This window comes from Pseudocitrobacter cyperus, assembly GCF_039889165.1.
Taxonomy (GTDB): domain Bacteria; phylum Pseudomonadota; class Gammaproteobacteria; order Enterobacterales; family Enterobacteriaceae; genus Pseudocitrobacter; species Pseudocitrobacter cyperus.
Genome location: NZ_JAYMYY010000005.1, coordinates 1 through 13,335 on the forward strand (window position 1 = coordinate 1; position 13,335 = coordinate 13,335).

A 13,335-nucleotide genomic window follows, 5' to 3' on the forward strand; every position below is an offset into this window, starting at 1 on the left:
TATTTCAGGCTGACAAGAGATTATTTAAAAAAATTTACAGTTCGTACTTTTTTTCACCAAAACGTATGTGAATACATCATAAAATGCACTCTTTGATGTTTTAACAGCCGATTTTTTGCAGCGAATGGCATACTAGAAACAATAACAAGATACAGGAATGGCTTTATGTCTTTTAGCGCACAGCAATTAGCAGCACAAAAAAACATCTCGTGGGTATTAGCGGAGAAGTTAGCTCAGAAAATCCTTGCAGGCGATTATCCCCCTGAGAGCATTCTTCCCGGCGAAATGGAATTAGGCGAGATCTTTGGCGTGAGTCGAACTGCCGTTCGCGAAGCGGTGAAGACTCTCAGCGCAAAAGGCATGCTTCTTCCTCGTCCACGAATTGGTACGCGAGTGATGCCGCAATCACACTGGAATTTCCTCGATACTGAGCTTCTCTCCTGGTGGCTGACAGAGGATAATTTTCAGGAAGTTATGAAACACTTTCTGGTGCTACGCCATAGCCTTGAGCCACAAGCTTGTTTGTTGGCAGCAACATTAGGAACCTCCGCACAAAAAGCGGAGCTCAATACATTAATGAAAGAGATGGCGATTCTGAAAAAGAACTTCGATCGCAATCGGTGGATTGACGTTGATACAGCCTGGCATGAACATATTTATGAAATGACGGCGAATCCATTCCTTATCTCATTCGCTAAACTCTTTCATTCGGTGTACCACACCTACTTTACGTCCATTACCCAGGATGAAGTGATTGAACTGGAAAAGCATCAGGCAATTGTTGATGCCATTCAGGAAAAAGATGGCCAAAAAGCGTTTATGGCTTGTCAGGCGCTGTTGAGCGCGCCCCACATTCGACAAGGAGTATAAAAGCATCGCATGACACAGAAAAAAGCGCGGAGTATGGCCGGGTTGCCGTGGATAGCCGCCATGGCATTTTTTATGCAGGCCCTGGATGCGACGATTCTAAATACCGCGCTTCCCGCAATCGCTCACAGTCTTAACCGTTCACCGCTCGCCATGCAGTCCGCCATTATTAGTTATACCCTGACGGTGGCGATGCTTATTCCGGTCAGCGGCTGGCTGGCCGACCGTTTCGGCACCCGCCGCATATTTATGATTGCCGTTAGCCTCTTTACGCTCGGCTCTCTGGCTTGCGCCCTCTCCGCCTCACTACTTGAACTGGTCGTCTTCCGCGTCATCCAGGGGATTGGCGGCGCGATGATGATGCCCGTAGCCCGTCTGGCACTGTTGCGCGCCTATCCGCGTAGCGAACTGCTGCCCGTGCTGAACTTTGTCACCATGCCAGGGCTGGTTGGCCCAATCCTCGGGCCGGTGCTTGGCGGTGTACTGGTAACATGGGCGAGCTGGCACTGGATATTCCTGATCAACATCCCCATCGGCGTTGCCGGGTTGATCTACGCCCGCAAATATATGCCTAACTTCACGACCCCACGGCGTAGCTTTGATATGTCAGGTTTTCTGCTGTTCGGCCTAAGCCTGGTGCTGTTCTCCAGCGGGATGGAGTTGTTTGGCGAACGCATCGTTGCGAGCTGGATAGCCTTCGCCATTATCGGCGTCAGCATCCTGATGATGTTGGCGTATATTCGCCATGCCCGCCGTCACCCCACGCCGCTCATCTCTCTGTCGCTGTTTAAGACTCGCACCTTCTCAGTCGGCATTGCCGGAAACCTGGCCACACGTTTAGGCACTGGCTGTGTGCCATTCCTGATGCCGCTGATGTTGCAGGTGGGATTTGGTTATCCGGCGCTGATCGCCGGTTGCATGATGGCGCCGACTGCGCTGGGGTCAATACTGGCAAAATCCACGGTGACTCAGGTGCTACGCTGGTTAGGTTATCGGAAAACGCTGGTTGGCATTACGGTGTTTATTGGCGTGATGATTGCGCAGTTCTCGCTGCAATCCCCATCCATGCCGATGTGGATGATGATCCTCCCGCTGTTCGTGCTCGGAATGGCGATGTCGACGCAGTTTACGTCGATGAACACCATTACCCTCGCCGACCTGACGGATGAAAACGCCAGCAGCGGTAACAGCATGCTGGCCGTGACGCAGCAACTGTCGATTAGCTTAGGGGTGGCGGTTAGCGCGGCTGTGCTGAGGGTCTATCAGGGTATCGACGGGACAAATACCATCGAGCAGTTCCACTACACCTTTATTACGATGGGTGGGATTACCGTGATATCGGCACTCATGTTTATGCTGCTGAAACCGAAAGATGGCCGCAACCTGATTAAGGAGCGGCACAAAGCTTAAACGGAACCGCGAACCACCAGCTCGGGCGTCAGTTGTACACGCTGCTGTTTTTGCCCGGGCTGGGCCATTCGGTGAATAAGCACATCAATCGCCAGCTCGCCCAGTTCATCTTTTGGCTGATGGATAGTCGTCAGTGGCGGCGTCATATAACGTGCCAGTTCAATATCATCATAACCAATCACTGCCATATCCTGCGGGATACGCAATCCAGCCTGGTAGAGCGCCTGATACGCCCCTACCGCCATGGCATCGTTGCCAACAAACACAGCCTGCGGCGCTTCGGGCAGCGCCAGCAACTGCTGCATCGCATCAAAACCGCCGCCAAATTCAAAGTTGCTGGTGATCACATAGCCGTCAGGGATCGCCAGGCCGGCATGTTGCATGGCGGCCTGATACCCTTCCAGACGCAGCCTTGCAGGCGTTTTATCCAACGGCCCGGCGATACAGGCAATCCGGGTATGCCCTTTTTCAATGAGATAGCGGGTCGCCATATCGCCGCCCAGCAGAGAGTTATCCTGAATAAGATCGCTGTCGCCATCAAACGGTGCCCAGTCCATCATCACCGTCGGGATCGAGGGATAACGCTGCATAATTTCCTGCGACGGTTGATGTGTCTCGGTACACAACAGCAGTAACCCATCAACGCGTTTTTGCATCAGCGTCTCCAGGTTGCGGTTCATCCGCTGTTCATCGCCTTCGGTATTACAGAGAACCAGGCTATAACCGCGCTCAAAGCAGCTACGCTCCACGCCGCGAACAAGCTCCGAGTAAAACGGATTGGTACTGGCGGTAATGAGCATGCCGATAGTTCGGGTTTGATTTAGCTTGAGGCTGCGCGCCAGCGCAGAGGGCGCGTAGTTAAGGCTTTTAATGGCCGCATCGACTTTTTCAGTAATTGCTTCGCTGACGTAGCGGTCTTTATTAATGACGTGAGAAACGGTAGAGGTTGAAACGCCCGCAACGCGGGCGACATCTTTCATGGTAGCCAAGCGTTACCTCTGCTGACTCAGAAATTCGTCGATCTCTTCACGCCAGGGAACAGAAGGCTGCGCACCTTTACGGGTTACGGCAATAGCCGCTGCCGCATGGGCGAAACGGATAGCATCGTTCAGTTCTTTCTCTTCCAGCAATGCGGTAATGAGTGCGCCGTTAAAGGTGTCTCCAGCGGCGATGGTATCAATAGCCTGAACTTTAAACCCGGCCACGCGCTGGCCTTCGCCCTTCACGCTTGCCCAGACGCCACGGCTACCCAGGGTGATAATCACCGTATCGATACCTTTTGCGTGTAACGCCTGCGCCGCTTTAGCCGCATCGTTATCGTTTTCGACGCGAATGCCTGTCAGCTTCTCCGCTTCCGTTTCATTTGGCGTGATGATGTCCACCAGCGCCAGCAGTTCATCAGAAAGCGCACGTGCCGGAGCCGGATTTAAAATAACCTGCGTCTGGTGCTGATGAGCAATTTTCGCCGCCAGCAGTACGCTTTCCAGCGGCGACTCCAGTTGCATCAGCAGTGCATCAGCCTGCGCAATGCGATCTTTTTGCGCCTCAATCAGCGCAGGTGAGAGGGCAGCATTCGCCCCCGCATGAATACCAATAACATTTTCACCTTCGCCATTCACAAAGATCAGCGCCACACCGGTCGATTCACCAGGGATCACGCTGACTGGCGCGACGTCAATACGGTCGCTTTGCAACTGCTTACGAATACGTTCGCCGGTATCATCGTCTCCGGTACAAGCAATAAACGCGATATCCGCACCGCTACGCCCGGCGGCGACAGCCTGGTTCGCACCTTTACCGCCAAAAGCAACCTGATACTGGCTACCGGTGACGGTTTCGCCCGGAGTCGGGAAGGATTCAAGATTCAGAATGTGATCGGCATTGATGCTGCCAAGAACGACGAGTTTGCCTGCGGTTTTCATTTCAGCGTGTCCGATAAGTGCGCCACCCGCTTCCGGGTGGCGCGTGCCCTGCTTTTCTTTATAGGTTGTCCCTCAAGCCTTTGTGGCCTGAATGGTGACTTATTGCTTAATAACCAGCTTCAGGTCAACCGGATATTTAGCCTGAACTTTCTCGCCTTTCAGTACCTTATCCGCAGTTTCAACGCCTTTTGCGCCAATCTGCTCTGGCAACTGAGCAATAGTCGCGGACAGTTTGCCACTATTTACTGCCTTTTCGCCATCCGGCGTGCCGTCAAACCCGACAACCATCACATCGGATTTACCAGCCGTCTGTAGCGCACGCAGTGCACCCAGCGCCATTTCGTCGTTCTGAGCAAATACCGCCTGCACATCCGGGTGCGCCGTCAGCAGGTTTTGCATGACGTTCAGGCCCTTAGTGCGGTCGAAGTCAGCCGGTTGGCTCGCCAGCACGTTAAACTTGTGCGCCGCTACGGCCTGCTGGAAACCTTCACCGCGCTCACGCGCAGCGGACGTTCCTGCGATACCTTGTAATTCGATAACCTTCGCGCCTTCACCGGCTTTTTTCGCGATGTAATCACCAGCGATTTTACCACCCAGTACGTTATCGGATGCGATATGGCTGACCACGTCGCCTTTAGCCGCTACGCGGTCGAGGGTGATCACCGGAATTTTTGCCTGATTAGCCATCTTGATGGCGTTACCGACAGCATCGGAATCCGTTGGGTTTACCAGCAAAATTTTGGTGCCGCGCACGGTTAAGTCCTGCACGTTCGCCAGCTCTTTTGCCGGGTTGTTCTGTGAGTCCAGCACCACCAGGTTGTAGCCCAGTTTATCCGCTTCTTTTTGCGCGCCATCCTTCAGTGAGACGAAGAACGGGTTATTCAGGGTAGAGATGACCAGCGCGATGGTGTCTTTCGCCATCGCGTTCGCGCTCACAGTGGCGCTTAGCGCAACAGCAGAAACCAGGGTAGCCAGTTTTTTCATATTCATAGTAAAGATGTCCTGTAGAGTCGTGAGTTACTGCTTTTTGTTGTCTACCAGCACCGCCAGCAAAATCACCACTGCTTTAACGATCATCTGGTAATAGGAAGAAACACCCAGCAAATTCAAACCATTATTCAGGAAACCGAGGATCAGCGCGCCGATCAGCGTCCCAACTATGCGACCTTTACCGCCCGCAAGACTGGTTCCCCCCAGCACAACCGCCGCAATAGCATCCAGTTCATAACCAGTGCCCGCCGTCGGCTGTGCGGAAGAGAGGCGCGCCACTTCGATAACGCCCGCCAGCGACGCCAGCAGGCCGCACAAAGCGTAGACGATAATCTTGATTTTATTGACGCTGATACCGGAAAGACGCGTCGCCGCTTCGTTACCGCCCAGCGCGTAGATATAGCGACCAAGACGGGTGTGGTGCAACATGTACCAGGCCGCCAGGAAGACAATCGCCATGATCCACACTGGCGTCGGAATGCCCAGCGGGCGACCAATCCCGAACCAGCCGAACAGGTCAGCGTTATCCGTAAAGCCGGTGTTCACCGGGCTACCGTTGGTGTACACCATCGTGACACCGCGCAGCAGCAACATCATTACCAGCGTGGCAATAAACGCCTGTACCCGGCCTTTAGCCACAATCACCCCGGTCACTGCGCCAATAGCGCCACCTAACGCAAGAGCGCCGGCCACGGCCACCAGAGCATTGACTTCAAGCCCGACAATCGAAGCCGCCACTGCGCCAGTCAGCGCTAACAGAGAACCGACGGACAGGTCGATCCCCGAGGTTAGAATTACCAGCGTCATCCCTACCGCCATAATGGCGTTGACGGAGGTTTGTTGCAGGATGTTGAACAGGTTATTGACGGTAAAAAAGTTTGGGCTCATGGTCGAGACGATGGCAATCAGCACCAGCAAAGCGATCAGCGATTTTTGCTCCATCAGCCATGCTTTGGTGAAATAGCGGCGACCAGCGACAGCCTGGTTTGTCATCTTCTTTACTCCTGATTCACACGGTTAAGCTTGCCCACAGCGGCAGCCATTAATACTTCCTGGGTGGCCTGCTCGCGTGTAAATTCACCGCCGAGATGCCCTTCATGCATCACAATAATGCGATCGCTCATCCCCAGAACTTCCGGCATCTCAGAGGAGACCAGAATGATGCTCAGACCATCGGCCTTGAACTGGTTGATAAGCTGATAAATCTCTTTTTTCGCACCGACATCCACGCCACGGGTCGGTTCGTCCAGAATCAATACTTTCGGGCGCGTCATCAAACCACGTGCGATGGCGACTTTCTGCTGATTGCCGCCAGAGAGCAGGCCGATAGCCTGTTCCATTGATGGCGTTTTGACGTTAAACAGGCGGATAAAATCGCTGACCGCCTGTTGTTCGTCCTTATGCTTCAGGCTGCCGCCCGCACGGCTAAAGTAGCGCAACGCCGTCAGCGACATGTTCTCTTTCACCGACATCCCAAGCACTAATCCATCACGCTTACGATCTTCAGAGATATAAACAATGCCGTTTGCCAGGCCATCCTGCGGGGAACGCGTTACTACTTCATGGCCATCCAGCATGACATAGCCGCTGCTGCGCGGCAGCGCGCCGTACAGCACTTTCATCAGTTCCGTGCGCCCTGCGCCCATCAGGCCAGCCACGCCGAGAATTTCGCCTTTGCGCAGCGTGAAGGAGACGTTTTCAACGCCCGATCCGCACAGGTTATCGACCTTCAGGCGGATCTCGCCAGGCGCTTTATCAAGACGCGGGTATTGATCTTCAAGTTTGCGCCCTACCATCATTTCGATCAGCGAATCTTCAGTAAGCGATGAGACTTCACGTTCGGCAATAAACTGACCGTCACGAAATACGGTAACGTCATCGCAAATCTCGAAGATTTCTTTCATGCGGTGGGAGATATAGACAATGCCGCGCCCCTGCGATTTCAGCTCGCGGATGACGCGGAATAAAGATTCGGTTTCGGTATCAGTCAGCGCATCGGTCGGTTCATCCATGATGATGACCTTCGACTCAAAGCTCAGCACCTTGGCAATTTCCACCATCTGCTGATCGCCGATGGAGAGTTCGCCCACCAGCCTGTCACTTTTAAAGCGCAGATTAAGTTTCGCCAGCAGGACATCCGCTTCGGCATACATCTTCTTCCAGTCGATTTTACCGAAGCGGTTCACAAACTCGCGGCCGAGGAAGATGTTTTCCGCAATGGTGAGCTGCGGGATCAGGTTCAGTTCCTGGTGGATAATGCCTATGCCCGCTTCCTGCGACGATTTCGGCCCGTTAAAGGTGGTTTCTTTGCCCAGCCATAACAGCGAACCGGCATCGCGAGAGTAGATACCGGTCAGCACTTTCATCATCGTGGATTTGCCGGCGCCGTTTTCGCCAACCAGCGCCATCACGCGGCCGGGATAAACATTCAACGCCGCGCCAGAAAGGGCTTTCACGCCCGGGAAGGATTTATCGATACCTTTTAATTGCAGTAATGCGTCCATGTTGGCCTCAGAAGGTGACGCCAGCACAGAGAATAATATTCGCATACGGGGAACACTCCCCGCTGCGAATCACCGCCTGACTGTCTGCGGTTTGTTTTTTAAACTGCTCATGGGTGGTGTAACGAATTTCTATGGTATTTCCCTGGTGTTGTTGCAGTTGCCCGATAAATTTGAGCAACGTTTCGTGGAGTTGCGGATTATGTTGTTTAATCTCCGAGGCGAGAATGGCGGCCTCAACCTGCATTTCACGGGTTACTACGTCCAGCACCTGCATAAAGGTGGGAACGCCCTGAGTTAATGCCATATCGATACGCGTTGTACCGCGTGGGATGGGTAAGCCCGCATCACACACCACCAGCGTATCGGTATGCCCCAGGCGGGAGATGACCGATGAAATTTCAGAGTTAAGTACCGTGCCTTTCTTCATTTTCTTGCTCCACTAGCGAAACGTTTCGCTACGTTAAGTTTAATCTCAAGGCTGAGTAGAAAACCAACACGAAGTAACAAAATTGTGATCAACGTCGAAACGTTTCGCTCGTCAGAAAGAAAGGAAACAAGAGAAAGAAAAACGCCGGGAGGTTATTCACCATCCCGGCGTTGCTACGGCCTTTAAATCTCGACCTGGGTACCCAACTCGATAACCCGGTTCGGAGGAATTTCGAACTGATCCGGAGCGCGCAGGGCATTACGTTGCAGCAGCAGATAAAGCTTACCGCGCAGGCGTAGATACCACGGCCGTTTGCCGAGAATCAGCGACTCGTGCGACATAAAGAATGACGTTTCCATCATTCGGCAACTAAGCCCTTCCAGGCCGCAACGGTGGAACACCTCTTCCACGTTTGGCGTTTCCCGCCAGCCGTAGCTCGCCACAACGCGCCAGAAGGTCGGCGAAAGTTGTTCAATCTGCACACGACGCACGTTGTGAACGTATGGCGCATCTTCAGTACGCAACGTCAGCAGGATCACGCGCTCATGCAACACTTTGTTGTGCTTGAGGTTGTGCATCATGGCAAACGGAATGACGTTCAACGCGCGCGACATATACACCGCAGTGCCAGGTACGCGTACCGGCGGCGATTTCTCCAGTGAAGCAATCATCGCTTCCAGTGAGTTACCGTGCTCATGCATACGACGCAGCAGACGGAAACGCTCGCTTTTCCAGGTGGTCATGACGATAAACATCACCGCACCCAGCGTCAGCGGCAACCAACCGCCGGAGACAATTTTATCGAGGTTCGCTGAGAACAGAGGGATATCAATGCACAGGAAGGCCACCAGAATGAAGGCCACCAGGAATTTGTTCCAGTGCCAGTTTTTGCGCGCCACGGTGGTGGAGAGAATAGAAGTCAGTACCATCGTCCCTGTAACCGCGATACCGTAGGCCGCCGCCAGATTGCTGGAGTGTTCAAAGCTGATAATAACGAGAACGACCGAGCAATAGAGCAACCAGTTGATGAACGGGATGTAAATCTGGCCGGACTCCATTTCGGAGGTGTGGATGATGCGCATCGGCGAAAGATAGCCCAGACGCACCGCCTGGCGGGTCAGGGAGAAAACGCCTGAAATCACAGCCTGAGAAGCGATAACCGTCGCCAGCGCCGCCAAAATCAGCAGCGGAATTAACGCCCATTCAGGCGCTAAGAGGAAGAACGGGTTCTTAATCGCTTCCGGGTGCTTTAATAACAGAGCCCCCTGACCGAAGTAGTTCAGGGTCAGTGATGGCAGCACCACCGAGAACCAGGCCAGGCGAATCGGCAGTTTACCGAAGTGCCCCATATCTGCATACAGCGCTTCCACCCCGGTAATAGAGAGCACGACCGCCCCCAGCGCCACAAACGACACCATTTTATACTCGAGGAAGAAATTCGCCGCCCACATCGGGTTCAGCGCCTGCAGCACTTCCGGGTTCAGCATAATACTGCGCGCACCCAGTACCGCCAGGATCAGGAACCACGCCAGCATAATCGGCGCGAAAAGTTTGCCTACCATGCCGGTACCGTGCTTCTGAATCATAAACAGCAGCGTCAGAACCAAAATAGACAGGGGGACAATCCAGCTATCCAGTTGCGGGGCAACAATTTCCAGGCCTTCAATGGCCGACATCACCGATATCGCCGGGGTGATCACCACCTCGCCATAGAAGAAACTGCCGCCCACCAGCCCAATAATCACCAGAAAAGAGGTTGTTTTGGCAGACGTATTTCGCCCTGCCAGAGACATCAGCGTCAGTATCCCCCCTTCACCGGCGTTATCCGCGCGCATGACGAAGGTCAGATATTTAATAGACACAACAAAGATCAGTAGCCAGAAGATCAGTGACAGGAAGCCAAAAACCGCGTCACGTTCAACACCAAAACCAAACTGGCCGGACAAACATTCTCGAAGAGTATAAAGGGGACTGGTACCGATATCGCCGTACACCACCCCAATGGCGGCGAGGGTAATCGCCGACAAAGATTGCTTCTTATCAGTGCTCATAGACTAGTCTTTCGTTTGTAAAACAAATGAGTGCCTGGTCCCTTGGCCCACGAAAAGCGCACAGTATGCACGATTAATTGCAAAATCGTACCCCTATATGGATTCATATTAACCTGGAGCAAAAAAATGAAGGGCTTCTTCAGCCTATTATCCTCGCCTATGAAACGTCTATACTCGCTCAGTTAGCCTTATATTCGGCGAAAGGACGCAACTCAATTATGGCCCAATCACATTTATTAGCAGAAAGAATTTCGCGCCTGAGTAGCGCGCTTGAGAAAGGGCTGTACGAACGCAGTCACGCGATTCGCCTGTGCCTGTTAGCGGCACTCAGCGGCGAAAGCGTGTTTTTGCTTGGCCCGCCCGGTATCGCCAAAAGCCTGATTGCGCGACGCATTAAGTATGCCTTTCAGCATGCGCGCGCCTTTGAATATCTGATGACCCGCTTCTCCACCCCGGAAGAGGTATTCGGCCCCCTTTCCATTCAGGCGCTGAAAGATGAAGGACGCTATGAGCGTCTGACCGCCGGCTATTTACCGGAAGCGGAGATCGTCTTTCTTGATGAAATCTGGAAAGCTGGCCCGGCCATTCTGAATACCCTGTTGACCGCAATTAACGAACGCCATTTCCGTAATGGCGCAACGGTTGAGAAAATCCCGATGCGTCTGCTGGTGGCGGCATCCAACGAACTACCGGAAGCAGAAAGCAGCCTTGAAGCGCTGTACGACCGTATGCTGATTCGTCTGTGGCTGGATAAAGTGCAGGAGAAAGGTAATTTTCGCTCAATGCTGGTGAGCCAGCAGGATGAAAATGAAAACCCGGTTGCGCCTGCGCTGCAGGTTACGGATGAAGAGTTCTTCCAGTGGCAGAAAGAGATTGGCGCAGTCAAATTACCGGACGCCGTTTTCGAGCTGATCTTCACCCTCCGCCAGCAGCTCGATACGCTGGCGAATGCGCCCTATGTTTCCGACCGACGCTGGAAAAAAGCGATTCGCCTGTTGCAAGCCTGCGCCTTTTTCAGCGGGCGGGACACCATTGCGCCTATCGATCTTATCCTGCTCAAAGAGTGCCTGTGGCACGACGCGCAGAGCCGCAACTTAATGCAGCAGCAACTCGAAATATTGATGACCGGGCACGCCTGGCAGCAACAGCCTATGCTTAATCGCCTGAGCGCCATCAGCCAGCATCGTCTGCAACTCCAGCAGCAAGAAAGCGACAAAACCGCGCTCAAAGTCACGCGCCTTGGCGGCATGTTCAGCCGAAAGCCGCACTATGAGCTTCCGGAAGACGTTCAGGAGGCGACTGTCACCCTATTGCTGCAAAAACCGCTGAAACTGCATGATATCGATGTCATTCACATCACCTTTGAACGTCAGGTTCTCGCGCACTGGCTGGAGAAGGGCGGTGAGATACGCGGCAAACTGAACGGTATTGGTTTTGCGCTAACCCTGAATATGGAAGTCGATAGCTCGCAGCATCTGGTGGTGCGCGATATCAGCCTACAGGGCTCGCGTCTGGCGCTACCGGGTACGGAGAGCCAGCAAAATATGCCAGCCGAGATCAAACAGCGGCTCGACGACCTGGCGGAAGAGTGGCATCAACAGCACACTCGCTTCAGTGAACAGCAAAAATGCCTGTTCATACATAGCGACTGGCTGGCGCAGATCGAAGCCAGCCTGCAGGATGTCGCCGTGCAGATCAAACAGGCGCAGCAATGCTGACGATCGATACGCTCAACGTGATGCTGGCCGTCAGCGAAGAGGGGCTGATCGAAGAGACGATCATCGCCCTGCTGGCTTCACCGCAGCTATCGGCATTCTTTAAGAAGTTCCCGCGCCTGAAACATGCGATTACGGAAGATCTCCCCCGCTGGCGTGAAAACCTCAAAAGCACACTGAAGGGAACGCATGTACCGCCGGAACTGGAAGAGGAAGTCCTCTGCTATCAGCAGTGCCAGACCTTCTCGACTCAGCAGTTCAACGCGCAGTTGCCACAGATCCTGATACTCCTGAAAAAGGTGCGCTCGCCCTATGCCGAACAGGCGCTGCAATTAGCGACGCACAACCCCACATTCACGCCCGCGCTGCATACGCTCTTCCTGCAACGCTGGCGCCTTAGCCTGGTGGTACAGGCAACCTCGTTTAATCAGCAATTGCTGGAAGGTGAACGGGAACAGCTACTGAGCGAAGTGCAGGAACGGATGACCTTAAGCGGCCAGCTTGAACCGGTGCTGGTGGAGAACGAAAACGCCGCCGGGCGTTTGTGGGATATGAGCGCCGGGCAACTCAAGCGCGGCGACTATCAACTTATTGTGAAATATGGCGATTTCCTTAGTCAGCAGCCAGAGCTGATGCAACTGGCGGAACAGCTTGGCCGCTCGCGGGAAGCGAAATCGGTTCCCAAAAAAGATGCGCCGATGGAAACGTACCGCACCCTGGTGCGCGAACCCTCGACGGTTCCTGAACAGGTGGACGGCATTCAACAGAGCGACGATATTCTGCGCCTGCTGCCGCCGGAACTCGCGACGCTTGGCATCACCGAGCTGGAATATGAGTTTTATCGGCGGCTGGTGGAGAAACAGCTTCTGACCTACCGCCTGCACGGCGACGCCTGGCATGAGAAAGTGACAGAGCGCCCGGTCGTACACCAGGACGTAGACGAACAACCGCGCGGGCCATTTATCGTCTGCGTCGACACCTCCGGTTCAATGGGGGGCTTTAACGAACAGTGCGCGAAAGCCTTTTGCCTCGCGATGATGCGCGTAGCCATGGCGGATAACCGCCGCTGCTTCATTATGCTGTTCTCAAGCGAAGTGGTGCGCTATGAACTCACCGGGCCGGAAGGGATCGAACAGGCGATCCGTTTCCTGAGCCAGCGCTTTCGAGGCGGCACGGATATGGCCAGTTGTTTTCGCGCGATTATCGAACGGCTGGAGAATCCGGCCTGGCAGGATGCCGATGCGGTAGTGATCTCGGACTTTATCGCCCAGAGACTGCCGGATGAGGTGGTGAGTAAGGTTGGAGATTTACAGCGAAAACATCAGCATCGCTTTCATGCTGTAGCCATGTCTGCGCACGGTAAACCCGGCATCATGCGCATTTTCGATCATATCTGGCGCTTTGACACCGGGTTACGTAGCCGCCTGCTCAGACGCTGGCGGCGTTAAC

Annotated in this window: 11 protein-coding genes; 4 read left to right on the forward strand and 7 right to left on the reverse strand. The window is 53.8% G+C overall.

The features are described 5' to 3' along the window. The first annotated feature begins 165 nt into the window (after positions 1–165). Complete coding sequence (locus VSR74_RS15895) at positions 166–870, forward strand: FadR/GntR family transcriptional regulator (protein ID WP_347795623.1); 705 nt, start codon at positions 166–168, stop codon at positions 868–870. A gap of 9 nt (positions 871–879) precedes the next feature. Beyond that, complete coding sequence (mdtD, locus tag VSR74_RS15900) at positions 880–2,277, forward strand: multidrug transporter subunit MdtD (protein WP_347795624.1); 1,398 nt, start codon at positions 880–882, stop codon at positions 2,275–2,277. Here mdtD and rbsR read toward each other — a convergent pair. The 7 genes from rbsR to kup form a co-directional block, all read right to left on the reverse strand. Then, positions 2,274–3,266 (reverse strand): ribose operon transcriptional repressor RbsR, encoded by a 993-nt coding sequence (gene rbsR, locus VSR74_RS15905; RefSeq protein ID WP_347795625.1) that lies wholly within the window; start codon positions 3,264–3,266, stop codon positions 2,274–2,276. The genes mdtD and rbsR overlap by 4 nt on opposite strands. 3 nt (positions 3,267–3,269) lie before the next feature. After that, the gene (rbsK, locus tag VSR74_RS15910) at positions 3,270–4,199 is read right to left on the reverse strand and encodes a ribokinase (protein ID WP_347795626.1); all 930 of its coding nucleotides are present in this window, start codon (positions 4,197–4,199) and stop codon (positions 3,270–3,272) included. 99 nt (positions 4,200–4,298) lie between these two features. Continuing rightward, positions 4,299–5,189 (reverse strand): ribose ABC transporter substrate-binding protein RbsB, encoded by an 891-nt coding sequence (gene rbsB / locus VSR74_RS15915; protein ID WP_347795627.1) that lies wholly within the window; start codon positions 5,187–5,189, stop codon positions 4,299–4,301. Positions 5,190–5,216: 27 nt separating this feature from the next. After that, complete coding sequence (gene rbsC, locus VSR74_RS15920; RefSeq protein WP_347795628.1) at positions 5,217–6,182, reverse strand: ribose ABC transporter permease; 966 nt, start codon at positions 6,180–6,182, stop codon at positions 5,217–5,219. Positions 6,183–6,187: 5 nt separating this feature from the next. After that, on the reverse strand, positions 6,188–7,693 hold the full coding sequence (rbsA, locus tag VSR74_RS15925; RefSeq protein WP_347795949.1) for a ribose ABC transporter ATP-binding protein RbsA: 1,506 nt from the start codon (positions 7,691–7,693) through the stop codon (positions 6,188–6,190). Positions 7,694–7,700: 7 nt separating this feature from the next. Further along, positions 7,701–8,120 carry a D-ribose pyranase gene (rbsD, locus tag VSR74_RS15930; RefSeq protein ID WP_015966581.1) on the reverse strand — a complete coding sequence of 140 codons (420 nt, stop codon included), beginning with the start codon at positions 8,118–8,120 and terminating at the stop codon, positions 7,701–7,703. Positions 8,121–8,302: 182 nt separating this feature from the next. Then, positions 8,303–10,171, reverse strand: coding sequence for a low affinity potassium transporter Kup (kup, locus tag VSR74_RS15935; protein ID WP_347795629.1), 1,869 nt, complete (start codon positions 10,169–10,171; stop codon positions 8,303–8,305). Positions 10,172–10,389: 218 nt separating this feature from the next. Between kup and ravA the strand changes: the two genes are divergently transcribed. Then, positions 10,390–11,889 (forward strand): ATPase RavA, encoded by a 1,500-nt coding sequence (gene ravA, locus VSR74_RS15940; protein WP_347795630.1) that lies wholly within the window; start codon positions 10,390–10,392, stop codon positions 11,887–11,889. Next, positions 11,883–13,334, forward strand: coding sequence for an ATPase RavA stimulator ViaA (gene viaA / locus VSR74_RS15945; RefSeq protein WP_347795631.1), 1,452 nt, complete (start codon positions 11,883–11,885; stop codon positions 13,332–13,334). Before ravA ends, viaA begins: the two co-directional genes overlap by 7 nt. The last annotated feature ends 1 nt before the right edge of the window (position 13,335 follow it).

What these genes read in the sequence shown, in the direction of transcription:
- VSR74_RS15895 (WP_347795623.1), top strand. Translation starts at nt 166, where the DNA reads ATGTCTTTTAGCGCACAGCAATTAGCAGCACAAAAAAACATCTCGTGG.
- mdtD (WP_347795624.1), top strand. Translation starts at nt 880, where the DNA reads ATGACACAGAAAAAAGCGCGGAGTATGGCCGGGTTGCCGTGGATAGCC.
- rbsK (WP_347795626.1), bottom strand. Translation starts at nt 4,199, where the DNA reads ATGAAAACCGCAGGCAAACTCGTCGTTCTTGGCAGCATCAATGCCGAT.
- rbsB (WP_347795627.1), bottom strand. Translation starts at nt 5,189, where the DNA reads ATGAATATGAAAAAACTGGCTACCCTGGTTTCTGCTGTTGCGCTAAGC.
- rbsC (WP_347795628.1), bottom strand. Translation starts at nt 6,182, where the DNA reads ATGACAAACCAGGCTGTCGCTGGTCGCCGCTATTTCACCAAAGCATGG.
- rbsA (WP_347795949.1), bottom strand. Translation starts at nt 7,693, where the DNA reads ATGGACGCATTACTGCAATTAAAAGGTATCGATAAATCCTTCCCGGGC.
- rbsD (WP_015966581.1), bottom strand. Translation starts at nt 8,120, where the DNA reads ATGAAGAAAGGCACGGTACTTAACTCTGAAATTTCATCGGTCATCTCC.
- kup (WP_347795629.1), bottom strand. Translation starts at nt 10,171, where the DNA reads ATGAGCACTGATAAGAAGCAATCTTTGTCGGCGATTACCCTCGCCGCC.
- ravA (WP_347795630.1), top strand. Translation starts at nt 10,390, where the DNA reads ATGGCCCAATCACATTTATTAGCAGAAAGAATTTCGCGCCTGAGTAGC.
- viaA (WP_347795631.1), top strand. Translation starts at nt 11,883, where the DNA reads ATGCTGACGATCGATACGCTCAACGTGATGCTGGCCGTCAGCGAAGAG.